General features: G+C 67.8%; 23 protein-coding genes. 14 read left to right on the top strand and 9 right to left on the bottom strand.

What is annotated here, in order from left to right:
• The first annotated feature begins 43 nt into the window (after window positions 1-43).
• Window positions 44-787, top strand: coding sequence for a glutathione S-transferase family protein (locus KQ304_RS01220; RefSeq protein WP_259735310.1), 744 nt, complete (start codon window positions 44-46; stop codon window positions 785-787).
• A gap of 1 nt (window position 788) precedes the next feature.
• On the opposite strand, the gene KQ304_RS01215 is transcribed toward KQ304_RS01220, so the two are convergent.
• Window positions 789-1,493, bottom strand: coding sequence for a DUF6816 family protein (locus KQ304_RS01215; protein WP_259735309.1), 705 nt, complete (start codon window positions 1,491-1,493; stop codon window positions 789-791).
• Between KQ304_RS01215 and KQ304_RS01210 the strand changes: the two genes are divergently transcribed.
• Window positions 1,492-1,755 carry a chlororespiratory reduction protein 7 gene (locus KQ304_RS01210; protein ID WP_259735308.1) on the top strand — a complete coding sequence of 88 codons (264 nt, stop codon included), beginning with the start codon at window positions 1,492-1,494 and terminating at the stop codon, window positions 1,753-1,755. The genes KQ304_RS01215 and KQ304_RS01210 overlap by 2 nt on opposite strands.
• A 4-nt stretch (window positions 1,756-1,759) precedes the next feature.
• Here KQ304_RS01210 and KQ304_RS01205 read toward each other — a convergent pair whose 3' ends face one another.
• On the bottom strand, window positions 1,760-2,422 hold the full coding sequence (locus KQ304_RS01205; RefSeq protein ID WP_259735307.1) for a shikimate kinase: 663 nt from the start codon (window positions 2,420-2,422) through the stop codon (window positions 1,760-1,762).
• A gap of 103 nt (window positions 2,423-2,525) precedes the next feature.
• Between KQ304_RS01205 and KQ304_RS01200 the strand changes: the two genes are divergently transcribed.
• The gene (locus KQ304_RS01200) at window positions 2,526-3,464 is read left to right on the top strand and encodes a 6-carboxytetrahydropterin synthase (RefSeq protein ID WP_259735326.1); all 939 of its coding nucleotides are present in this window, start codon (window positions 2,526-2,528) and stop codon (window positions 3,462-3,464) included.
• Window positions 3,461-4,120, top strand: coding sequence for a dihydrofolate reductase family protein (locus KQ304_RS01195; protein ID WP_259735306.1), 660 nt, complete (start codon window positions 3,461-3,463; stop codon window positions 4,118-4,120). Before KQ304_RS01200 ends, KQ304_RS01195 begins: the two co-directional genes overlap by 4 nt.
• On the opposite strand, the gene KQ304_RS01190 is transcribed toward KQ304_RS01195, so the two are convergent.
• Window positions 4,092-4,595 carry a hypothetical protein gene (locus tag KQ304_RS01190; RefSeq protein WP_259735305.1) on the bottom strand — a complete coding sequence of 168 codons (504 nt, stop codon included), beginning with the start codon at window positions 4,593-4,595 and terminating at the stop codon, window positions 4,092-4,094. The two genes, KQ304_RS01195 and KQ304_RS01190, sit on opposite strands and share 29 nt — an antisense overlap.
• Here KQ304_RS01190 and KQ304_RS01185 point away from each other — a divergent pair.
• Together KQ304_RS01185 and KQ304_RS01180 are read left to right on the top strand one after the other, a co-directional pair.
• Window positions 4,594-5,772: a GNAT family N-acetyltransferase gene (locus tag KQ304_RS01185; RefSeq protein WP_259735304.1), complete on the top strand. Its 1,179-nt coding sequence runs from the start codon at window positions 4,594-4,596 to the stop codon at window positions 5,770-5,772. The two genes, KQ304_RS01190 and KQ304_RS01185, sit on opposite strands and share 2 nt — an antisense overlap.
• A 22-nt stretch (window positions 5,773-5,794) precedes the next feature.
• On the top strand, window positions 5,795-6,217 hold the full coding sequence (locus tag KQ304_RS01180; RefSeq protein ID WP_259735303.1) for a DUF4346 domain-containing protein: 423 nt from the start codon (window positions 5,795-5,797) through the stop codon (window positions 6,215-6,217).
• A 64-nt stretch (window positions 6,218-6,281) separates the two neighbouring features.
• Here KQ304_RS01180 and KQ304_RS01175 read toward each other — a convergent pair whose 3' ends face one another.
• From KQ304_RS01175 to rimO, 3 genes are all read right to left on the bottom strand, one after another.
• Window positions 6,282-7,886 carry a B12-binding domain-containing radical SAM protein gene (locus KQ304_RS01175; protein ID WP_259735302.1) on the bottom strand — a complete coding sequence of 535 codons (1,605 nt, stop codon included), beginning with the start codon at window positions 7,884-7,886 and terminating at the stop codon, window positions 6,282-6,284.
• A 226-nt stretch (window positions 7,887-8,112) separates the two neighbouring features.
• Window positions 8,113-9,351, bottom strand: coding sequence for an MFS transporter (locus KQ304_RS01170; RefSeq protein WP_259735301.1), 1,239 nt, complete (start codon window positions 9,349-9,351; stop codon window positions 8,113-8,115).
• Complete coding sequence (gene rimO, locus KQ304_RS01165) at window positions 9,348-10,781, bottom strand: 30S ribosomal protein S12 methylthiotransferase RimO (RefSeq protein WP_259735300.1); 1,434 nt, start codon at window positions 10,779-10,781, stop codon at window positions 9,348-9,350. Before rimO ends, KQ304_RS01170 begins: the two co-directional genes overlap by 4 nt.
• Window positions 10,782-10,895: 114 nt before the next feature.
• Here rimO and KQ304_RS01160 point away from each other — a divergent pair, with 114 nt between their 5' ends.
• Entirely contained in the window at window positions 10,896-11,732 is an 837-nt protein-coding gene (locus KQ304_RS01160) for a BtpA/SgcQ family protein (protein ID WP_259735299.1), read from the top strand.
• On the top strand, window positions 11,729-12,643 hold the full coding sequence (locus KQ304_RS01155; RefSeq protein ID WP_259735298.1) for a vitamin K epoxide reductase family protein: 915 nt from the start codon (window positions 11,729-11,731) through the stop codon (window positions 12,641-12,643). Before KQ304_RS01160 ends, KQ304_RS01155 begins: the two co-directional genes overlap by 4 nt.
• A 52-nt stretch (window positions 12,644-12,695) precedes the next feature.
• Here the strand turns inward: KQ304_RS01155 and nadB are convergent, their stop codons facing one another.
• From nadB to KQ304_RS01140, 3 genes are all read right to left on the bottom strand, one after another.
• Window positions 12,696-14,384 carry an L-aspartate oxidase gene (gene nadB, locus KQ304_RS01150; RefSeq protein WP_259735297.1) on the bottom strand — a complete coding sequence of 563 codons (1,689 nt, stop codon included), beginning with the start codon at window positions 14,382-14,384 and terminating at the stop codon, window positions 12,696-12,698.
• A 60-nt stretch (window positions 14,385-14,444) separates the two neighbouring features.
• Window positions 14,445-14,822, bottom strand: coding sequence for a photosystem II complex extrinsic protein PsbU (psbU, locus tag KQ304_RS01145; RefSeq protein ID WP_259735296.1), 378 nt, complete (start codon window positions 14,820-14,822; stop codon window positions 14,445-14,447).
• Between the two features lie 176 nt (window positions 14,823-14,998).
• Entirely contained in the window at window positions 14,999-15,637 is a 639-nt protein-coding gene (locus tag KQ304_RS01140) for a DUF3120 domain-containing protein (RefSeq protein WP_259735325.1), read from the bottom strand.
• 233 nt (window positions 15,638-15,870) lie between these two features.
• Between KQ304_RS01140 and KQ304_RS01135 the strand changes: the two genes are divergently transcribed.
• The 6 genes from KQ304_RS01135 (at window position 15,871) to KQ304_RS01110 (ending at window position 22,258) form a co-directional block, all read left to right on the top strand.
• Window positions 15,871-16,743: an undecaprenyl-diphosphate phosphatase gene (locus KQ304_RS01135; protein ID WP_259735295.1), complete on the top strand. Its 873-nt coding sequence runs from the start codon at window positions 15,871-15,873 to the stop codon at window positions 16,741-16,743.
• A gap of 69 nt (window positions 16,744-16,812) precedes the next feature.
• Entirely contained in the window at window positions 16,813-18,201 is a 1,389-nt protein-coding gene (locus tag KQ304_RS01130) for a TIGR03279 family radical SAM protein (protein ID WP_259735294.1), read from the top strand.
• Between the two features lie 65 nt (window positions 18,202-18,266).
• The gene (locus KQ304_RS01125; RefSeq protein ID WP_259735293.1) at window positions 18,267-19,967 is read left to right on the top strand and encodes a TolC family protein; all 1,701 of its coding nucleotides are present in this window, start codon (window positions 18,267-18,269) and stop codon (window positions 19,965-19,967) included.
• 66 nt (window positions 19,968-20,033) lie between these two features.
• The gene (locus tag KQ304_RS01120) at window positions 20,034-21,305 is read left to right on the top strand and encodes a BCD family MFS transporter (protein ID WP_259735292.1); all 1,272 of its coding nucleotides are present in this window, start codon (window positions 20,034-20,036) and stop codon (window positions 21,303-21,305) included.
• 24 nt (window positions 21,306-21,329) lie between these two features.
• Window positions 21,330-21,455 carry a hypothetical protein gene (locus tag KQ304_RS01115; RefSeq protein ID WP_259735291.1) on the top strand — a complete coding sequence of 42 codons (126 nt, stop codon included), beginning with the start codon at window positions 21,330-21,332 and terminating at the stop codon, window positions 21,453-21,455.
• Window positions 21,452-22,258: an inositol monophosphatase family protein gene (locus KQ304_RS01110; RefSeq protein ID WP_259735290.1), complete on the top strand. Its 807-nt coding sequence runs from the start codon at window positions 21,452-21,454 to the stop codon at window positions 22,256-22,258. The genes KQ304_RS01115 and KQ304_RS01110 overlap by 4 nt, the downstream gene beginning before the upstream one ends.
• The last annotated feature ends 152 nt before the right edge of the window (window positions 22,259-22,410 follow it).

Raw genomic sequence — 22,410 nt, 5'->3', positions numbered from 1 at the left:
TGGCCGTGAGGGCTACTCTGCCGCCCAGAGGACCGCGCCGCTGATGCTCGAGCTCCACCAGTTCCGCCATTCTTCCTTCTGCGAGAAGGTGCGGTTGATTCTGGCCGCCAAAGGGCTTCAGTATCACTCCATTGAGGTCACCCCCGGCCTGGGGCAGCTGGAGCTGTTCCGCCTCTCGGGTCAGCGACAGGTGCCTGTGCTGGTGGATGGTCCTGAGGTCATCGCCGACTCCAGCGCCATTGCCCAGCACCTGGAGAGCCAGGTGCCCACCCCTCCCCTGATTCCCGAAGATCCAGCCGACCGGGCCCGGGTGCTCCTGCTCGAAGACTGGGCCGACACCGCCCTGGCGGCTGGGGCGCGTCAGGCGCTGTTGCAGGCGGCCAGCTCCGACGCCGTGATGCGCGGCGCCCTGCTGCCGGAGGCCACTCCTTCGCTGTTGCGTTCGCTGGTGGGGGCCCTGCCCACCGATCTGCTCACGCCCCTGGGCGACACCATCGGTCAGAGCGAGCGGCGCCAGCTGCAGGTCAACCTCGAGCAGTTGGCGGTGCTGCTGGCCCCGGGGCGTTTCCTTGTGGGGGATCGGCTCTCCCTGGCCGATCTGGCGGTGGCGGCCCAGTTGTCGCTGTTGCTCTTCCCGGCCAGCGCCGGCGCCCCCCTCTCGGGTCGCGGCGTGGCCGGTCTCGCCGACCATCCCCTGCTCACCAGCCTCTTCGCCTGGCGAGATGGGCTGTACCTCTCCCTCGGTCTGGGTGACGTCCGTGAGCCGGTCTCCCCGCCCACCCTCTGAATCAGGCCCCAGAGGCCGTGCGGCTGAGCAGCAACCAAATGTGATGGCTGCCGCTGGGGCGGGCCACCAATCCCTGCTCCGGTGATGGGTAGCTGGCCTGCCACTGGTCCGCGCGGATCAGCTCCTGGCCTGGAGTGCTGGCCACAAGTCGGTAGCGGCTGAGGGTCTCCACACGGCTGATCCGCGCTCCGCCGGGGCCGTGCAGCACCTGCAGGGCCAGCTCATCGGCCAGGAACCCATCGCCCCGGGACCCGGCCGCTGCTGCTCTCTGGCTGCGGCGCCCGATCACGGTGGATTCCAGCTCCAGATCGCCGCGCAGCAGGGCCAGCTGGCGGTTGGGGTTGGCTGGATCACTGGCCACCGAGAGCAGCTGCCCCCCCAGCAGGGCATCGCCCACCTGGGTGGCATTGAAGGCGCGATCACCCACCACCGCCCCGCGCTCATCGCGCAGGAACCGCACGGGGTACGGCGGGATCGATTCAGCACTGCCCTCCTCCAGGCTGTACACCCACCAGGCCCCGGCGAACCAGTCGGGGTAGATCAGGTCGCTGCGGCCGGGGCGGCTGAGGGGAGCCGGCAAGCTCCAGTCCGGCCAGGCCAGCAGCCGCCGCCCCAGCGGCCCTGGGGCCCCGTTGGCGGCCAGGGCCTGAGCCGGCCAGAGGCCCAGCAAGGCGACCAGGATGAAAGCGATGCGTGAGCTGAGCATGTCCGATCCCCTGCTGCGGGAACTTGATCATTACGTGGTGCTGGAGCCCACCCGTGGGGAGCGCATCCTCACGGCCGCCGAAACCCTCAGCTGGCTCACCGCCCAGCTGGCCGGCCTGGAGGAGCCCCCCGCTGATCTGCTGTCCCTGGCCAGCGACCGCGAGCGGGCTGAGCGGCTGCTGGAAACGGCCTGTGAGCTGGAGCTGGAGCCCGGGATGGCCGTCCAGTGGTATGCCGTACGACTGGAGCCGCCGGCCCGGTGAGGGCTCAGTTCAGCTCGGCTGTGGCGTTCAGGCTGGCCGTGCGGGCTCCGTTTTCGGCGATCAGTTGAGCGGGACCCTGCGGTGGAGCCTCCCGTTGGCGCAGCACCGTGGGGATCGACTCCAGCACCTGCTGGGCCACTGCTGCCGGCGGCCGGCCGTCCTGGAGCACCCTCAGATCAGCCTGGCCGTAGAGGGGAAGGCGTTCGGCCAGCAGCTGGCGGAGGCGAGCCGCCGGATCAGCGCTGCTCAGCAGCGGCCGCTGACCCGGATCAGCCCGCAGCCGCTCCAGCAACATCTCCTCAGGGGCGTCGAGCCACACCACCAGCCCCTGCCGCATCTGTCCCCAGTTGGCTGGGCGGCTGACCACGCCACCGCCGGTGGCCACCACCAGGGAATGCCAGCAGGCGATCCGATTGAGCACGGCCGACTCCAGATCGCGAAAGCCCGTTTCCCCGTGGTGCTCGAACAGCTCGGGGATCGAGCAACCGGCGTGCTGCTCGATCACGCTGTCGGCATCGATGAAGCGGTAGCCGAGGGCCGCAGCCAGCGGACGCCCCACACTGCTTTTGCCCGATCCCATCATCCCCACCAGGTAGAGGCTCAGGCCCTCCAGGCGCGCTGGCAGCTCTGGGGAGTCGCTGCTGGTGGAGGCTGGTTCAGGGGCCATGGGGGCGGAAGGGTGAGGCGGTGGCTCCGCCGTTGCCAGGGATGGAATCCCTAGGATGACTCAGCAGAATGCCGCCGAGTCGATGGCCACCGGGACCCTGGCGATGCCCGCCACCCCCAGCGCTGGCGTCTCAGCCGGCACCCCTCGCCACGGCCGCGGTCGCGGCTGCGTGATCACCCGCCGGGCCCTGTTCAGTGCCAGCCACCTCTATCGGTTGCCGGAGCTGAGTGATGGGGAGAACAGCCGCCGTTTCGGCCGTTGCAGCCTGGCTCCTGGCCATGGCCACAACTACGAGCTGATCGTGGCGATGGCCGGCCCGCTCGATGGTGACGGCATGGTGCTCAACCTCTCCGATGTGAAGCACGCCATCCGTCGGGAGGTCACCGATCCCCTCGATTTCCGCTTCCTCAACGACTGCTGGCCGGAATTCGATCTGAGCCGCCCCGAGGGGTGCCTGCCCACCACCGAGGCCGTGCTTCAGGCGATCTGGACACGGCTGACCCCGCACCTGCCGCTCGTCGGTCTGCGCCTCTACGAGCAACCCACCCTCTGGGCCGATGTCATCGGCAACTCCATGGAAGCCTTCCTCTCGATCCGCACCCACTTCGCCGCCGCCCACCGCCTGGCCCGCGAGGAGCTCTCCCTGAGTGAGAACGAAGCCATCTACGGCAAGTGCGCCCGGCCCCACGGCCACGGCCACAACTATCTGCTGGATGTGACTGTGCGCGGGACGATCGATCCCCGCACCGGCATGGTCTGCGACCTCGCCCAGCTGCAAAGCCTGGTGAATGACCTGGTGGTGGAACCCTTCGATCACACCTTCCTCAACAAGGACGTGGCCCACTTCGCCAGCTGCGTGCCCACCGCCGAGAACATCGCCCTGCACATCGCTGATCTGCTCAGCGCCCCGATCGCCGCCACCGGCGCCGCCCTGCACAAGGTGCGCCTGCAGGAGAGCCCCAACAACGCCGCCGAGGTGTTCGCTGAAACACCCCTGCTCGAAGCCCGTCCGGCCGTGCTGGAGGCCCTGGCCAGCGCTTGAGCCAGCCGCAGCTGCGGCTGGTGCTGGCCATCAGCCTCGATGGCCGTCTCGCTCCAGCCCAGGGTGGTGCCGCCCAGCTGGGTGGTGCCGGCGATCGCGCTGTGCTGGAGGAGGCCCTGGCCTGGGCCGACGGCTGCCTGGTGGGGGCGGCCACGGTTCGTCTGCACCGCGGCACCTGTCTGATCCACCGCCCCGAGCTGCTGGAGCGACGTCGGCTCGAAGGGCGCTCTCCCCAACCCATCGCCGTGGTGGTGAGCCGGGGCCGGGGGCTGGAGCCATCTCTGCCGTTCTTCCGCCAACCGCTGGAGCGCTGGTTGCTCTCGCCAGGGCCAGCCCAGCCGGCCTTTGGGGCCCACCTGACCCTGGGGCCCTGGCGGGCGACCCTGGCGGAGCTGGGAAGGCGCGGCCTGCAGCGCTTGGTGCTGCTTGGTGGAGCTGAGCTGGCCACGGCCCTGCTGGCGGAGGACCTGGTGCAGGAGCTGCAGCTGAGCCTCTGCCCGCTGCTGCTGGGGGGGGCGCATGGCTGGCTGAGTCCCCTGGCGCCCGACCTCTCCGGCCAGAGCTGGCAGGCGCTGGAGCAGCGGCCCCTGGGGGGTGGTGAGCTGCTGCTGCGCTATCGCCGCAGTCCTACTTCTGGGGTGAGAGGGGCCGCTTGAAGCGGCGCTGAAGGTCCTCCAGGGACACCTCCTTGAGGCTGTCGGCGGGCAGCCCCAGCAGCTTGGCGACGCAGCGCTTCACCACCACCTCACTGTCGTCGCCGAAACGGCCCTGGGCCAGTTCGCTGATCACTCCGAAGCTGCGCCCGCTGCTCTCGGCCTCCGCGATCAGGCAGGCACTGGCCGGAGCCGCCAGGCGGCGGCAGGGTTCCCTCAAGCTGCGCTCCAGGCTGGCCTGGCCGCCGGCGGCCGTGCTGATGCAGACCTCGCGGAGCCTTCGCTCCAGCTGGGGCCGCATCAGCCGCAACACCGGCCCCAGCAGGCTGGCGGCAGCGGGTGCTGGGCTGAGCAGCCCGGTGGTCAGCGCTGCGGCCAGTGCCAGGTGTGCCGCCCCCGGGGGCGGCAAGCGGTGCAGTCGATGCGCCATGCCGTTAGTTTTGCCCCTCGCCGTTGTGACCACGTGGTTCTCCGCCATGGCTGAGCTGCAGGCCCGATGGCACCGGGCCATGACGGAGATTCCCCCGGAAGCCTGGCAGGCGCTCATGGGGGCCGAGGGTTTGCCCTTCTACAGCTGGCCCTGGCTGCACGCCCTGGAGCGCTCCGGCAGCATCGTGCCCCGCCAGGGCTGGCAGCCCTGTCACCTGAGCCTGTGGCGCCAGGACAGGCTGATTGCCGTGGCGCCCCTCTACCTCAAGGGCCACAGCTACGGCGAATTCGTCTTTGATCAATCCTTTGCCCAGCTCGCCGGCCAGCTGGGGCTGCGCTACTACCCGAAGCTGGTGGGCATGAGCCCGATCAGCCCGGTGCAGGGCTACCGCTTTCACATCGATCCCGGAGAAGACGGGGCAGAACTCACGGCCCTGATGCTGGAGCTGATTGATCGCTTCTGCCTTGAGCAGCAGATTTTCAGCTGTAACTTTCTCTATGTGGATCCCCAGTGGCAGCCCTGGGCCGAGGCCGCCGGCTGTGCCACCTGGCTGAACCAGCAGAGCCTCTGGATCAATGCTGGGTTCAGCTGTTTCGAGGATTATCTGGCTGGCTTCAATGCCAACCAGCGCCGCAACATCCGCCGGGAGCGGCGCTCGATCGCGGCGGCCGGCCTGCAGGTGACGCCGCTGGTGGGGAGTGAGATTCCCGCCGCCATGCTCCAGCGCATGCATCACTTCTACGCGCAGCACTGCAGCCGCTGGGGGGCCTGGGGCAGCAAGTACCTCAGTGAGGAGTTCTTTCACGTGGATGCGATCGAGCTGAGGGAGCATCTGGTGCTGTTCAGTGCCCATCGGGGTGATCCGCTTGAGCCGGTGGCGATGTCGCTGTGCGTGCGCCATGGCGATGCCCTCTGGGGCCGTTACTGGGGCAGCGATCAGGAGATCGAGAATCTGCATTTCGAGGTCTGCTATTACGCCCCGATCGAATGGGCGATCGCTCAGGGGATCCGCGGCTTTGATCCAGGTGCTGGTGGGAGCCACAAGCGGCGTCGGGGTTTTCTGGCCCAGCCGCGGGCCAGCCTGCACCGCTGGCGGGATCCCGGCTTTGATCGATTGCTGCGCCGCTGGCTGCCCGAGGCCAATGCTCAGATGCTCGAAGAGATCGCAGCGGAAAATGCCGAGCTGCCCTTCAGCCGCCGCGACCTGCCCCTGGGCGCCTGCTGAGGCTGCTGCTTACGATCGGCCCATGGATCAGTCAGCCCCTGCCGCAACCTCTCCGTCGCCCAGCCCCTGGCCCCTGCAGGAGCGGCGTGCCCTCGACGAACGGCTGTCGCAGCGCCCCATTGATCTCGATCCGGCCGGCTATGTGCTGATCAGCCTGGATCGCGAGCGCGGGGAGCTGGTGGCGGAGCTCTACAGCAACGGCATCAATGACCGGGGTCTGGCCACGGATCCCGACACCGGTGAGGTGCTCAGTTGCCGTGGCGGCGCTCCCCGTCGGCCTGTGACGGTGTTTCGAGGCTGCACCGCCAAACAGCTGGGCATTCAGCTCACCGAAGGCCCAGGCCCTGCGCCCATCAGCCGACTGGACCACGCCCTCTACCTGGGCCGTGAGCTGCAGAAGGCCGAAGCAGCCCTGTGCACCGGCGATGGCTACATCCAGGACTGAGCGTCACCGGTGGTTGCAGGCCCCAGCCCCCAGCCCCTTGAACCCGCCCTTGAGGCTCAGAGGCTCAAGCGGGCTGCAGTTCCCTCACTTCGGAAGGGGCAGGCGGGGGCTCCGGCGGCAGTGACTGCAGCTGCTCCTGGATCTCCTCGGTGACGATGCTGCGATATTCCATGAAGTGCTCGTTATGGGCAAGCACCACCAGGAACTGCTCCAGCTGAGCGGGATTGCTGCGCGCCATGGCCAGCATGTACCGCCAGAAGCGGCTGCGGGTGTCGCGGATCAGGCCTTGGCGCCAGATCACGATCAGCAGGGCGCGTACATCGGTCCAGCTGGGCAGCTTGAAGCCGGAATGTTCGGGCTTGAGGAAAGGGATCCAGCGGGGCTTGCCCACTTTGTGGTAATAGCTGAAGACCCGATCCATGTAGGCCTTGGGTTCATAGAGGTCGCAGAAGGCCTCCACGTATTCGTTGGCGATGTCGCGAATCGGACGGGTGGGCACGAAGTTGAGCAGGTTCGTCTGATTCACCCCTTTGGCGTCGGCCTTGTCCTGGATCAGGCGACCTTCCTTCTCCAGCCGGTGCCAGAGGCCGGTGTTGGGCAGAGCCTGGAGCATGCCCATCATCGCCGCGGGAATACCGGTGCGGGTCACGAATTCAACGATGCGGTTGCCCGCCCCGGTTTTTTCGCCGTCGAAGCCGATGATGAAGCCAGCCATCACCCGGATGCCATAGGAGGTGATCCGATCAACGGATTCCTCCAGGGAGCTGCGGGTGTTCTGCAGTTTGCGAGCCGTTTCCAGGCTCGCCTCATCGGGGGTCTCGATGCCGAGGAAGACGCTGTCGAAACGGCTCTCGGCCATCATCAGCATCATTTCATCGTCGGAGGCGAGATCCACCGAGGCTTCGGTGGCAAAGCTGAAGGGATAGCCGTGCTCGATCTGCCATTGCTTCAGCGCCGGCAGCAGCAACTTGGCGTTGCGCTTGTTGCCGATGAAGTTGTCGTCCACCAGGAAGATGGAGCGCCGCCAGCCCAGGTCGTACAGGTATTGCAACTCGGCGATCAGTTGCTCGGGATTCTTGGTGCGGGGCTTGCGGCCATAGAGCACGATGATGTCGCAGAATTCGCACTGGAACGGGCAGCCCCGGGAGAACTGCACGCTCATCGAGTCGTAGGCGTCGAGCTCGAGCAGATCGAAGCGGGGAATGGGGGTGCCGGTCACATCGGGCTTTTCTCCCTCGGAGCTGAAGCGGCCCTGCCGCTCTCCGCGCTCCAGGGCTTCGATGAACATCGGCAGGGTGATTTCACCCTCATCGAGCACCTTGAAGTCGGCCAGAGCGATCTCTGGAGCATCGGGAGTGGAGCTGGCAAACGGACCCCCCACGGCCACGGGCAGGCCCCGCTGCTTGGCCTTGGCGATCTGGGCGGCCATGTCGGCCTTCTGCACGATCATTCCGGAGATGATCACCAGCTCGGCCCAGTTCCACTCGGCCTCGGTGACTTCACGCACGTTGCGGTCCACCAGCTTGAAGTCCCACTGCTGGGGCAACAGGGCCGCCACGGTGACCATGCCAAGCGGTGGCAGCAGCACCTTGCGGTTCACGAGCTCGAGGATTTTCTCGTAGCTCCAGAAGGTCTTGGGGAACTCCGGGTAGACGAGCAGAGCGCGCATGCTGATCGGGTTCGTAGGGCGGGGACGGACGGGGACGGTGACTCGGGGTCGGGAGGCCTTGCGCCTGCCCCCACGTTGGTTGGGCGCCAGCCTAAGGGCAACCCACGGCTGCAGGGTTGCTCTGCTCTAATGAGAGGGTTCTCTTTCCGTGCTGGCCATGGCGGCAGTTCTCTACCTCGCTCTGGTGGCCGCTGGACTGGTAACGGCCTTTCTGATCTCCACCGTCCTACGCGGCGTCAAGCTGATCTGAGTCGTTTGGGTTCAGGCGCAGCCCCCAGCGGCTGCTGAGCTCCAGCAGCCCCAGCGCCAGTCCCACGCTGCCCATCAGGGCGAAGGTGGCCGGCAGTCCCACCCGCAGAGACAAAGCGGCGGCGATCAGCCCGCTGAAGCCGCCGCCGCCGAGGAAGGCGATCTGCCCGAGCCCTGCCATGCGTCCGCGCAACACCAGGGGGGCTCCTACCTGCAGGATCAGATTGCTGCCCGCCAGCAGTCCGGCAGTGCCCGCTCCGATCAGAAAGGTCATCCCCAGGTGGAAGGCCGAGGGTGCCGTCAGGGCCATCCCCAGTTGGCCCAGGCTGGTGAGTACCGCGCAACTGCCCAGCAGCAGCGATGGCCGCTCGCTCAGCCACTGGCTGCGCCGTTGCAACAGCAATCCTCCGCAGATGCTGCCGGCCGCCAGCACGCTGGTGAACCAACCCAGGGCCTGGGGAGAGGGTCCCAGCACCTGGGCGGCGATCAAGGGGGCCAGCCCGGGATGGAAGAAGACCGCCAGGCAAGCCAGACCCGTGAACACGAGCACATGGCGAAGGCTGGCGCCGCAGCCCCGCCAGGCACTGGCCAGGCTGGAGCCAGCACCGCTGCCGCTGCGCCGCTCGGCGCCGAGGTCGGGCTGCAGCAGCCACAGCACGGTCGCGATCGGCAGCAGATAGGAGGCCGCGTCAATGGCCAGGGCCGTGGCCGGCCCCGTCAGGGCCAGCAGCAAACCACCGATGGGTGGCCCCACCAGCTTGCCGACGTTGAACACCACCGAGAAGGAGGTGAGATAGGGGGCCAGCTGGGCCGGCCCATCCACCAGCAGGGCGCAGTATTTGTTGCGGGCGGTGAGCTCGAAGGAGCTGGCCAGGCCCACCACCAGAGTGCTCAGCAGCAGCAGGCTCACCTGGGCGGCCCCCGTCAGGAGGGGAATCGCCACGGCCCCGAGGCCGGCACCGGCCACCAACCCCCACTGGGAGCGGATCAGCACCCGTTCGCAGCCGATCCGGTCGGTGAGAACGCCGGCCCTGCCGCTGACCAGCAGGCTCGGTAGCGCCAGGACGCCGAAGTGCAGGGCCAGCAGCAGTGGATTGCTGGTCTGGTCCATCAGGATCCAGCCCTTGGCGGTGAGCCCGGCAAAGGAGCCAGCCGTGCTCAACCCCGAGGCGATCAGAAAAGTGGTGCGCTGGTGGCGGTGGATCCAGTGCCTCAACCGCGGCCCTCGATCCCGGCCAGTGCCTCCTCCACCATCGCCCGGGCACCCACCACCTCGCCCTGGAGGTCGTAGGGGGTGGAGGCCGTGAGACGCACCGGCACCATGGTTCCGGGGGAGGCGCAGAGGCCGCCTGGGCCCGGGCTCACCCGCACTTCCCCGTCCACGTCGGGAGCGAAGCGGGCACAGCGGCCGATCATCTCGCCGCTGCTGGGGTTTTCCTGCTCGATCAGCACATCGACGATCCGGCCCACCCAGCTGGCATTGCGTTCCGCCGCGATCGGCTGCTGAGCCGCCATCAGGCGGTTGCGACGCTCGATCGCCACCTCAGCCGGCACCGGATCGGGCAGATCCACCGCCGCGGTGCCGTCTTCCGGCGAGAAGGTGAACACGCCCACATGGTCGAAGCGCTGCTCCTCAACGAACCGGAGCAGGTGCTCGAACTGTTCCTCGGTTTCGCCGGGGAAGCCGACGATGAAGGTGGTGCGCAGCACGGCATCGGGCAGCAGCTCGCGAATCCGGCCCAGCAGCTCGGTGGTCAGGCCGGTCTGCCAGGGGCGGTTCATCGCCCGCAGCACCTCGGGATGGCTGTGCTGCAGTGGCAGATCCAGGTAGGGCAGCACGTTGGGCACTTCCCGGTAGGCGCGCAGCACCTCGGGCGTGAGGCCGGTGGGATAGGCGTAATGCACCCGGATCCAGGGGATCTCCACCTCCCCCAGGGCCCGCAGCAGCGGCGCGAGCTGGGGCTTGCCGTAGAGGTCGAGGCCGTAGTTGGTGGTGATCTGGCTGATCAGGATCAGCTCCTGCACTCCCTGGGCGGCCAGCTGATGGGCCTCGGCCACGATCGATTCGATCGTGCGGGAGCGCTGGTCGCCCCGCAGCCTGGGGATGATGCAGAAGGCGCAGCGGTAGTCACAGCCCTCAGCCACCTTGAGGTAGGCAATGGCCTCGGAGGTGGTGCGGTAGCGGGGCAGATTCTCATCCCCCACGAAGGTGGGCACATCGCTCACCCGGTTCACCCGCTCACCGGCCTCCACCCGCTCGAGCACCTCGACGATGTGCTGGTAGTCGCCGGTGCCCACGATCGCGCGCGCCTCCGGCAGTGATTCCAGCAGTTCCTCGCGGAAATGCTGGGCAAGGCAGCCGGCGATGATCAGTTCCTTGCCCTGCTCCGCCAGTTCCACCAGCGTGCGCACCGATTCCTGGCGGGCGTCCTGGATGAAGCTGCAGGTGTTCACCACCACCACCGCCGCCTCGCGCTCATCGGCGCTGATGCCATAGCCCGCCTCGGCCAGCAGTCCGAGCATGTGTTCGGTGTCGACCCGGTTCTTCTCGCAGCCCAGGTGGGCGAAGGCCACCGTGGGACGGCTGGCGCCAGGCCCCCCTGGGCGAACCGATCCTGCGGGGAAAGCTGCGCTGACGGGAGACATTGGGTGCGGTGGCCGAAAACCTTGGCCGTGGGCGAACCCCTGGGGCCAATCCATCACCCTATGGGATATCCGGGTACCTGGGCCCGGCGCCTTCTCCTCCGTGCGGCCATCGCCATGCTCACCTCTGCATCCCGCTGGCGGCAGCTGTTCCCCCAGCCCTGCCCGTTGATCGGGGTGATTCACCTGGGTCCCCTGCCGGGCTCGCCGGGCTGGGCAGGGGATCTGGGGGCGCTGGAGGCCGCCGCCCTCGCCGATGCCGAGGCCTACCTCAGCGGCGGCGCCGATGGCCTGATCGTCGAGAACTTCGGTGACGTGCCCTTCTGGCGGGGCTCGGTGCCGCCGGAAACGGTGGCCGCCATGACTCGGCTGGCCCTGGCGGTGGTGAGGGCCACGCAGCGGCCTGTGGGCATCAATGTGCTGCGCAACGACGCCCTGGCGGCCCTGGCGATCGCCCAGGCCAGTGGCGGCCTTTTTCTACGGGTGAACGTGCTCAGCGGTGCCACGGTCACCGACCAGGGGGTGGTCGAAGGGGTGGCGGCCGAGCTGCTGCGCCGGCGCCGGCTGCTGGGGGCCGAATCGGTGCGGATCCTGGCGGATGTGCTGGTCAAGCACGGGGCGCCCCTGGCGCCGCTGTCGATGGCGGAGGCGGTCAGCGATGTGCTCGAGCGCGGCGGTGCCGATGGGGTGATCGTCTCGGGTACGGGCACCGGTCGACCCACCGATCCGGTCGATCTGGAGCAGGCCAGGGCCGCGGCGGGCGGGGCACCGGTGTTGATCGGCAGCGGGGCCAGTGAGCAGACGCTGCAGCGGCTTTCGCTGGCCTGTGACGGTGTGATCGCCGGCACGGCGCTGAAGCGCAACGGCCTGATCTCGGCGCCGGTGGACGCGGATCGAGTCAGTGCGCTGAAACGGTTGCTGCCACAATCAGCCCAGCCTCAGCCCCTGCCGTGACCTCCACCCGCTTGAGCAGCCGCCTCAGCAGCCGTCGCCGATCCGACCCGGGACTGCGCTGGGTTCGTGTGGTGATGGCTGTTCTGGCCACGATCGGTGCCATCGACACCGGCGCGATCACCCTCAAGCGCTGGGGGCTGATCGGCCCCCTCAGCTGCCCCGGCGGCGCCGAAGGCTGCGACAAGGTGCTCAACAGCGTCTGGGGCAGCCTGTTTGGCCAGCCGCTCTCGCTCTTCGGCTTCCTCGCTTACGCCACGGTGCTGGTGCTGGCGTTGCTGCCGCTGGTGCTCAAAGGTGAGGCCCGAGCCGCCATGGGCGAGCGCAGCTGGTGGGGGTTGTTCCTGCTCAGCGGTGGCATGGCCGTGTTCAGCCTGCTGCTGATGGGGCTGCTGGTATTCAAGATCCAGGCCTTCTGCTTCTTCTGTGTGCTCTCGGCTGTGCTCAGCCTGAGCCTGTTCGTGCTCAGCCTCATCGGTGGCCAGTGGGACGACCGCGGCCAGCTGGTGTTTCGCGGGGTGCTGGTGGCCCTGCTGGTGGGTCTGGTGGGCCTCGGCTGGGCCGCCTCCGTCGATCGACCCGCCGCCCTGGCTACCCGCGGTTCAGCGCCCCCCGTGCTCACATCCAGCACCCCGGCCACTCTGGCCCTGGCGGAACACCTCAGCCAAGCCGGAGCGGTGATGTACAGCGCCTACTGGTGCCCCCATTGCCATGAGCAGAAGGAACTCTTCGGCAAGGAGGCCACCGCCAAGCTCAAGGTGATCGAATGCGCCGCCGATGGCGTCAACAATCAGAAGGCCCTCTGTGACAGTAAGAATCTGGAGGGATTTCCCACCTGGGAGATCAACGGCAAGCTGGATTCCGGCGTCAAGCCCCTCGCCAGACTGGCCGAACTGAGTGGGTTCAAGGGTTAGATCTGACCCTGACCCCGCCATGAGCTGAGCTGACAGCTGGCCTCCGCCAGCCTCACTCCCCTTGCAGCAGCGGTGTCGTGCGGATCGCGGCGCCGCGTTGTTGCTGGGAATGGCGCTGCCAGAACGGCTGGGGTGCCGGGTCGTCTGTGCGGTAGTGGCCGCCGCGGCTCTCGCGGCGGAACAGCGCAGCGTCCACCAGCAGATCCGCCAGGGTGAGCAGCTGGCGCAGATCGTTGAGGGGGCGCAGCACGCTGCCACCGCCCGGCCCCAGGGGCAGCTGCGCGCCGGGCTCGAGCCGGGTCAGGGCCTGAATCCAGGGTTGCTCTTCAAGCTGCAGCCGCTGACGGCGGATCAGGCCCAGAGCCTCCTGCAGCTCCCGCCCCTGGCGCTCGACCCCCGCCACCCGCCAGCAGAGCTGGCGCAGCCGCTCGCTCTGGGCCCGTAACTCGCTCGCCAGCGGCTGGCCGTCGGCGAGCTGGGGAGAAGCGCTGCCATCGCTGGCGCTCGCTGGAGAGCACAAGGAGTGGGGCAGGGGCGGCAGCTCCGGCACGGACAGATGGCGCAACTGGCCGGCAAAAACCAGACATTCCATCAGTGAATTGCTGGCCAGGCGATTGGCGCCATGCACGCCCGTGCAGGCCACCTCACCCACGGCGTAGAGGCCTGGAAGGTTGGTGGCGGCGTTCAGGTCGGTGCTCACGCCACCCATCCAGTAGTGGGCGGCAGGGGCCACGGGGATCGGCCCCTCGGTGGGCTCCAGGCCCAACTCGCGGCAGCGGCGCAGGATCGTGGGGAACTGACGGTTCAACCGCTCCGTTCCCACCGGGCGCAGGTCGAGCCAGAGGTGGTCCACGGCCTGGGCCTGCATCGTGCGCACCAGGGCACGACTCACCTGATCACGGGGAGCCAGATCGGCGCTGGCGAGGCCGGCCACCGGACTGTGGCCGTGGCTGTCGATCAGGCGGGCCCCCTCTCCGCGCACGGCTTCGGAGATCAGGAAGTGGGGAGCCCCCGGCAGCATCAGCGCGGTGGGATGGAACTGGACGAATTCCAGATCGCGGATGGCGGCCCCGGCCCGCCAGGCCATCGCCACCCCATCACCGGTGGACTGGGAGGGATTGGTGGTCTTCTCAAACAGGTGGCCGCCACCGCCGCTGGCCAGCACCACGGCGCCGGCCGCCAGCCAGCGCACCTGATCGTTCTCCAGCACCTGCAGCCCGAGGCAGCGGCCCTGCTCGACCCAGATCTGCAGAGCCATCAGCCCCTTGCGCTGCACCAGCCCAGGGCGGCGCAGCACTTCCCGCTCCAGGGCATCCACCAGGGCGCCACCGGTGCGGTCCTGGGCGTGGAGCACCCGCCGGTGGCTGTGGGCGGCTTCGAGGGTGGTGCTCAGGTCGGGGCCATCGCGGTCGAAGGCCATGCCCAGCCCCAGCAGCCGCTCAACGCAGGCCGGAGCCTGCCGCACCAGCAGATCAACGGCACCGGGATCACACAGGCCTGCACCTGCCCGCAGGGTGTCGTCGCGGTGGCTCGCCAGGCTGTCCTCAGCTCGGGTGACCGCGGCGATGCCCCCCTGGGCCCATCGGCTGGCGGTGCGCGGTCCGCGCTCCTTGCTGAGCAGGAGCACCCTCAACTGGGCAGGCAACTCCAGACAGGCCATCAGCCCAGCAGCTCCGCCACCCACCACCACCACATCCCAGCGTGGAGCCAGGGGTGGTTGGGGGCGGGGCGTCGAGGGCATGGGGCCACAAAAAAAGCCGCCGGAGACCGACGGCTTTCGGAGGGTCGAGACTTTAAGGGGTCAGCGGTACACGCCCTGATTGATGCGATCGTCGCCTTCATTGAGGGCGATTGAGGGGGGTGTCACCGTGAAATTGTCCTTGTACTTCTCGAAGAGTTCCTTCTGGCGATCGGTCAGATCAAGGCCCAGCACGTCGTCGATCTCGTCGTAGGGGCCGCCGATCACGATCTTGCCCGCCAGGGTCGGATACATGCCGGGGAACTGCTGGAAGCTGCGCACAGGGGAGTTGTTGAGATCCACCTTGCCCTGGCGGGTCGCGATCATGTCATCGGCCACATTGCGACGCTCCTCGGCCTGGGCCGCCGGGGGCAGGAGCAACGACACCAGCAGACCAGCCAGCAGCACGCCGCTCATCATCCAGGCAACCAGCCGTTTCATCGCAGTTCTCCGTGGTGTGGATCGGTGAGGATCGCCGTTGGATGCAGACCTTGACTCGGAAGCTCTCCGAACAGGGTCAGCGGCAACGCTACAGGCCAGATGGCCAATCAATCTCACCAGCGCCAAGGCTTTTGCAGTTCTTCAATTCCCGTTGTGACGGTGGGCTCCGCTTGTGTTCAGATGAGGCCGCTGAGCTGGGGGCTGAGCAGGGCGGCGATCAGAAACAGACCGTCCACCACCACCGTGGTCACCAGGGTGGCCGCGGCCAGGCGCCCGCCTGCTCCAGAGCGTCGGCAGCGGCGCGCCACCAGCGTGAGGACTACCGCCAGGCCCAGCACCAGGGCCAGGGGGGCCGGCTGCAGCACCTGCAGGGCAGCCTGATGCAGGAGAGCCGGGGCCTCAGCGACCGGTGCGCTCAGCACCTGCGGCCAGAGCGGCATCACTCCGGTGAGCGCCATGGCTCCATCGGTGCAGGCGGTGCCCAGCAGTGAGGCCAGATAAAAGAGAGAGGCGTTGCGCCAGCGGCCGCTGAGGCCAGCCAGGGCCAGGGGCAGAGCGAAGGCTTCGATCGGCAGGTGCCAGAGCGGATGCAGGCGGCACCACCCCCAGAACAGGCAACCGGCCAGCCAGCTGCCACTGAAACCCACCAGCAGCGGTCCTAGGGCGCGCCAGTGGCCAGGGCCTCGCAACTCCAGCAGCACTCCGATGGCCAGGATCACGGCCGTGAACAGGGTGGCGCTGCTGGGGTGCAGGCGCACCCAGGGGGCCTGCAGGAACACCGGCACCACCACCAGGGCGCCAGCCAGGACGGGCAGGATGCCCGCCCCAGCGGTCTCCTGAGTGCTCCTGAGCCCAGGCCTGGCGGCCGTGCTGGACGGGGGCCAGGCCACAACGAGTGTCTCGGGCACCAGGGCGGCAGTGGCAGGAGTGGCGGCGGCCCCGATCACCAGGTTCTGTGAAGAAAGGTAAGCAACCTTAAGGGACGCCCGTGGGGGAGCCGTGGGCCTGGGAGACATAGGGTCACTGGTTCTGCCGTGCCAAGCCGCGCATGGGCTCTGCCCTCTCCACACCGGTACCAGGGTTTCTTGAGGCCTGCTGGCATGCCCTGGTGCTGGGCATCGTGCAGGGCCTCACTGAATTTCTGCCGATCAGCAGCACGGCCCACCTCAAGGTGGTGCCGGTGTTGCTCGGCTGGGGTGATCCGGGGGTGGCCGCCACGGCGGTGATCCAGCTGGGCAGCATCGCGGCGGTGCTCGTGTATTTCCGCCACGACCTCGCTGAAGTGCTGGCGGGCGTCAGCCGTGCCTTCCGCTACGGCCAGTGGGGGGACCCCTCCGCTCGGCTGGGGGTGGCCATGGCCATCGGCACCCTGCCGATCGTGCTGGCGGGCCTGGCGATCAAAACCCTCTGGCCGGCCTACGAGAGCTCACCGCTGCGCAGCATCACCTCGATCGCCCTGGTCTCGATCCTGATGGCTCTGCTGTTGGCCGTGGCCGAGAGAGTCGGTCGCCGCCAGAGAGATCTGCCCCAGGTGCGCCCGATCGATGGGCTGCTGGTGGGCCTCGCCCAGGCGCTGGCCGTGATTCCGGGGGTCTCCCGCTCCGGCAGCACCCTCACGGCCTCGCTCTTTGATGGCTGGCAGCGGGCAGCGGCCGCCCGGTTCTCCTTTCTGCTGGGAATTCCGGCGATCACCCTGGCCGGACTGGTGGAGCTGAAATCGGCCTTCGCCAGTGGCGCCAGCCTCGGTCCGATCCCCCTGCTGATCGGCATTGCCTCGGCTGCCGTGGTGTCCTGGCTGGCGATCGCCTGGCTGTTGCGCTTCCTGCAGAACCACAGCACCTGGATCTTCGTGATCTACCGGCTCGCCTTCGGGCTGCTGCTGCTGCTCTGGGTCTGGCGGGTGGGGCCCAGCGCCAGCTGAGGCCACCCGACGCCACCAACCGATGCCCCCGGCGGCCCACACTGAAGACCTCTGCTCCAGGCCCCTCCCGTGTGGAACGAACCCTCCTCAGGTCTGCCCCTGGCCCCTGCGGACTCAGCTCGCCAGCCCCAACCCGCCGTGGTGGCCACGGTGGAGCCGGGGTCCATCGGCGAGGAACTGGGGTTCCAGCCGGGGGACCGGCTGATCAGCATCAACGGTGTGCGCCCCCGCGACCTGATCGATCTGCAGGTGCTGGTGGGGGAGGAGGAGCTCTGTCTGGAGGTGGAGGATCCCGGCGGCACGCTGCATCAGGTGGAGCTGGAGAAGGATCCCGATGACGGTCTGGGTCTGGCCTTCACCGAGGCGCTCTTCGATGGTCTGCGTCAGTGCAACAACCACTGCGCCTTCTGTTTTATCGATCAGCAGCCGCCCGGCCGGCGCCAGAGCCTCTATGTCAAAGACGACGACTACCGCCTGAGCTTTCTTTACGGCTCCTACCTCACCCTCACCAACCTCACGGCGGCCGACTGGCAGCGGATCGAGCAGCAGAGGCTCTCGCCGCTGTTCGTGTCGGTCCATGCCACTGATCCGGACCTGCGCAGCCGGCTGCTGGTGAACCCCCGGGCCGGTCTGCTGCTTGATCAGCTGGGCTGGTTCGCCGAGCGGCGGCTGCAGATCCATGCCCAGGTGGTGGTCTGCCCTGGGGTGAACGATGGCCCGGACCTGGAGCGCACCCTGCTGGATCTCGCCCGTTTCGGGGCCGGCGATTGGCCGGCGGTGCTCTCCGCCGCTGTGGTGCCCGTGGGTCTCACGCGCTTCCGTCCGCCGGGAGATGGTCTGGTGCCGGTCGACCGCGCCTGCGCCCGGCGGGTGATCCAGCAGGTGGAGCCCCTCCAGGCCCGCTTCCAGGCGGCCCTCGGCAGCCGCTTTGCCTGGCTCTCCGACGAGTGGTTTCTCATGGCCGGTCTTCCCCTGCCGGAGCGCGCCAGCTATGAGGACCTGCCCCAGCAGGAAAATGGAGTGGGCAGCATCCGCGCCTTTCTCGAAGCCCTGGATCTGGCCACCACCCAGCTGCCTCCCCGCCTGCCCCAGCCCCGAAGCCTGAGCTGGGTGGTGGGGGGGCTGGTGGCCGAGGCTCTGCAGCCCGTGGTCGATCGCCTCAATGCCGTCGAAGGACTGTCGTTGCGGCTCCATGGATTGCCCAGTCCCTACTGGGGACAGGAGCAGGTGGTCACGGGCCTGCTCACCGGCTCCGATCTGCTGGCGGGACTGGCGGGCCAGGAGCTGGGTGATGAGCTGCTGCTGCCTTCGGTGATGTTGCGCCAGGGGGAGCCCGTCTTCCTCGACGACCTCAGGCTGGAGGACGTCGAGCAACGCTTGCGGCTGCCGATCCGCCTGGTGCAGGGTGCGGATGATTTCGTGGCTGCCTGCCTCGGCAGGCAGGCCACGGCTCTTTAAGCTCTGCGGTAACCATGGGTTCTGGTGTGCGTCGCTCCTTCCTTGCCTCGGCAACCCTTGCGGGTATGGCGCTCGTCCCTGGTCTTCAGGGGGTGAGCCTGGCCCAGGCCCAGGACCTTGCTCCAGAGCCTCCCGCCGCCGAACTCAGCCCTGTTCCCTCGGCCAGTCCCGTGCCGGTTCCCCTGGCACCGGAGGTGCTGGGCAATCGGCCTCTCTCGGATCCCACCGTTCTGCCTCCGGCGGCCACGCAGCTCCAGCCCGACCTCCAGCCTCTGGCTTCGCCTCCATCCCTGGCCCTGCCGATCCGGCCCGCTCAGGTGAAGATCCAGCAACTGCGGCCCCTGGGTCTGCGGGACGTGGAAACTCTGGCCGAGGCCAACAACCCCAGCCTCAAGGCGGTGGCCTCCCAGGTGGATCAGGCCCAATCCAATCTGCGTGCTCAGATTTCGGCCTGGTACCCCAACATCAATCTTTCGACAGGGAACACCTTTCCGGGATTGACCAACAGCTCTCGATTTCGCTTCGACGCCGATGCCGGGCCCCTGCTTCCGTCGACATCGCGCACCAAGGGCAGAACCATCGGTGCGGCCATGTCAATCGGGATCAACTGGGATCTGATCAACCCCCAGCGGGTTCCCCAGATCGCTGCGGCCCGTGATCAATTCGAGCAGGCCCAGAACCAATATCTGATCGCCCTGCGCGACCTGCGTCTCCAGGCGGCCCAGAACTACTTCAACCTTCAGCTCGCCGATGAGGGCGTGCGCATCGGTCAGGAGTCGGTGCGGGCCTCATTGGTGAGCCTCAAGGATGCCCGGGCCCGCTTCCAGGCGGGTGTCTCCACCAAGCTGGAGGTGCTCCAGGCGGAAACGCAGCTGGCCCGCGACCAGCAGCTCCTCACCAACTCGCTGGCGGAGCAGTCGATCTCCCGCCGTGCTCTGGCTTCCCTGCTCGACCTTCCCCAGAACGTGACCCCCACGGCCAAGGAGCCGGCGCGGGTGGTGGGCACCTGGATGCCTTCGCTGCAGGAGAGCATCGTGGCGGCCTATGCCTTCCGCGAGGAACTCGACCAGATCATCCTGCAGATCTCCATCGCCAACAGCAATGCCAATGCGGCGATCGGCGCTGTTCAGCCATTCCTGACCATCGTCAACAACTTCGGCTGGGACCGCAGCAATGGCCAGACCGGTGTCCCTGAGGACAGATCCATCAACATGGGCAGTTACACCTATGGGTTCGATAATTCCTTTGGCCTGAATCTCAGTTGGAATCTGTTTGACGGAGGCCGCGCCGCGGCTCAGTTCCGCCAGCAGAAGCAAGCCGCTGAAGAGCAGCGCTTCACCTTCGCCGATCGCCGCGATCAGATTCGGCTGGAGGTGGAAACCAGTTTCTATCAGCTGCTCCAGAACAACCGCGACATCACCACCACCTCCCGGGCGGTGATCTCTTCGCGTGAGGCCCTGCGCCTGGCCCGGCTGCGCTTCCAGGCCGGCGTCACCACCCAGCGGGAGGTGGTTGACAGCCAGAGGGACCTCACCCAGGCCGAGGTGAGCTACGCCCGTGCCGTCACCGATTACAACCGCCGCCTGGCGGAACTGAGGCGCCGCACGGGCCTGGATCAGGTGGCCTTCTGCCAACCGCCCTCCCTCCCCTCGGTCAAGCCGGCCAGCGATCCCACCACCCAGATTCCGATCGAACCGCAACCGCTGATGCCGGCCTGTCAGGCTGTGCTGCGTGCGCCGGATGGGCGCGGTCCTCTCTCTCCCTAGGGAGCGCTCGGGGGGGATCAGTCCAGGGATCCGGAAGGTCTCGTTGCCTGAATCTTGCGCTCCACCATGGTCCACACCAGCTCGCCGCCCAGCCTCTCGATCGCCAGCACCGTGCGGCTGGGGCTGTTCCAGGGGAGCCTCGGTTTTCTGGCGGTGATCTTCGCCGGCATGCTCAACCGGGTGATGATCAGCGAGCTGGGCTTCCCGGGTCTGCTGGTGGGTGGGGCCCTGGCCTTCGAGCAATTTGTGGCCCCCTCCAGGATCCTTTTCGGCCAGCTCTCCGATTCCAGGCCGCTGGGGGGGCGTCACCGCACCCCTTACATCTGGCTGGGCGCCGCTCTCTTCTGCGGGCTGGCGGTCCTGGTGGTGCCGGTGATCTTCCGGCTTGCCGCTGCCCGGGAGCTGGGGGATGGGGCTGCCATCACCCTGGGAACGGTGCTGATGTGTGCCCTCTTCGCCGCCTATGGGCTGGCGGTTTCGATGGCCACCACCCCCTACCTGGCCCTGGTGATCGATCGCACCCAGGAGCGGGAGCGCTCGCGGGCGGTGGGAATCATCTGGTGCATGCTCACCGTGGGGATCGTGGTGGGGGCCATCGTGATCTCCAACAGCCTCAAGGGCCTCGATGGGGTCACCGACCCACTGGTGCTGGAGGCTGTGCTCTCCAGGTTCATGGTGCGGGCGGCCCTGGCGGTGATGGGCCTCACCCTGCTGGCCACCTGGGGCATCGAGCCAGCTCTGCCGCAGGTGGCCACGGCGAAGGCCAGTACGGAGTTCGGATCCGCCAGTCCAGCCCGCGACGATGCGATCACGGTGCCCCAGGCCTGGGCTCTGATCACCTCCAGCCGGCAGGTGGCTGTGTTTTTTGTGTTCCTGGTGCTCTTCACCCTCGCCCTGTTCATTCAGGATCCGATCCTGGAGAGCTATGGGGCCGACGTGTTCGGCATGCCGATCGCCGCCACCGCCTCGTTGAATGCCTTCTGGGGGGTCGGCACCCTGCTCGGTCTGGTGCTGGCGGGCTGGTGGATCGTGCCCAGGCTGGGGAAGTACGCCACGGCCCGGCTGGGTTGTCAGCTGATCCTGGCCTCGATGCTGCTGCTGATCCTCTGTGGTCTGGTGGGTGAGGTTTCTCTGCTCCAGGCGGTGCTTCTGCTCTTTGGGCTGGCCTCCGGTATCGGCACCAACAGCACCCTCTGTCTGATGCTCGATCTCACCCTGCCGGAAGCCGCCGGCACCTTCATTGGCGTCTGGGGGCTGGCCCAGGCCTTCTCCCGCGCCACGGCCAAGTTGCTGGGCGGTGGCTTGCTGGATCTAGGTCGTGCCATCATCCCCGGCTAGGGTCCCTTCCTCCCCTATGCCCTGGTGCTCGGTACAGCTGCGCTGATCGCCCTGGCGGCGCTGCGGGTGCTGGTCGCCGTCAATGTTCACCGCTTCCGCGACGACACGTCCAGACAGCTGACCCAGGTCCTGACCACTGAACTCGGATGACCGCCACCTTCTCCGCCATTCCAGCCGAGGCTCTCAGGCTCACGGATCTGCTTGATGCCGTTGCCGAGAGGCAGCGCCGGGATTTCGGCCACATGGCCTCCGAAGCCAAAGCCGACGGCAGCCTGATCACCGCCTGTGACCGCTGGAGTGATGAAACTCTGGTGCAGGGGCTTGGCCAGCTCTACCCCGGTGAGGGGGTTCTCAGTGAGGAGGGCCGCAAGCTGGTGCCTTCCTCCTCCGCTTACTGGGTGGTGGATCCCCTCGATGGCACCACCAACTTCGCCGCTGGCATTCCCTACTGGGCCATTTCCATGGCCCGCTTCGAAGGCGGTGTCCCGGTGCTGGCGGTGCTGGATGTGCCTCCCCTGCGTCAGCGGATCATCGCGGTGCGCGGCGTGGGTGCCTGGCGCAATGGCAAACCTCTGAAACCTCCGGGCCATGAAGCCCAGGCGGCTGGCTGCGCTTCGCTCTGCAGCCGCTCGATCGGTGTGCTGCAGAAACTGCCTGACCGGCGCTTCCCCGGCAAGATCCGCTTGCTGGGGGTGGCCAGTCTCAACCTGGTGAGCGTGGCCATGGGCCAGACCGTGATGGCCCTGGAGGCCACCCCCAAGATCTGGGACCTGGCGGCGGCCTGGCTGGTGCTGAGCGAATTGCAGTGCCCCCTGCGCTGGCTGGTGCGCAGCCCCGAGCAGCTGGTCCCAGGCGACGACCATGGCAGCACGGATTTTCCGGTGCTGGCTGCCAGCAGCCCCGAGGCTCTCGAGCGTTTCATGCCCTGGGCCGAAGCGCTTCTGCAGGGTTGATCGGTGGAGCCGGCTGGTTCTGTGGTATGTTTTTGGACTGCGCGTGAGCCGGAAGGCGGGCGCTGCAGGGCTTACACAACTGAGGAAGGCGGAAGCCGGCCAACGGTGTTGTAAGTTTCAAAAGCGGTCGGGAGACCACCGCGAGCCACCGG

It is taken from the genome of Synechococcus sp. CS-1329 (genome assembly GCF_025128055.1).
Lineage (GTDB): Bacteria > Cyanobacteriota > Cyanobacteriia > PCC-6307 > Cyanobiaceae > Regnicoccus_A.
Note: the sequence above shows the minus strand (reverse complement) of the source record. Positions and strands in the feature narration are given on the sequence as shown.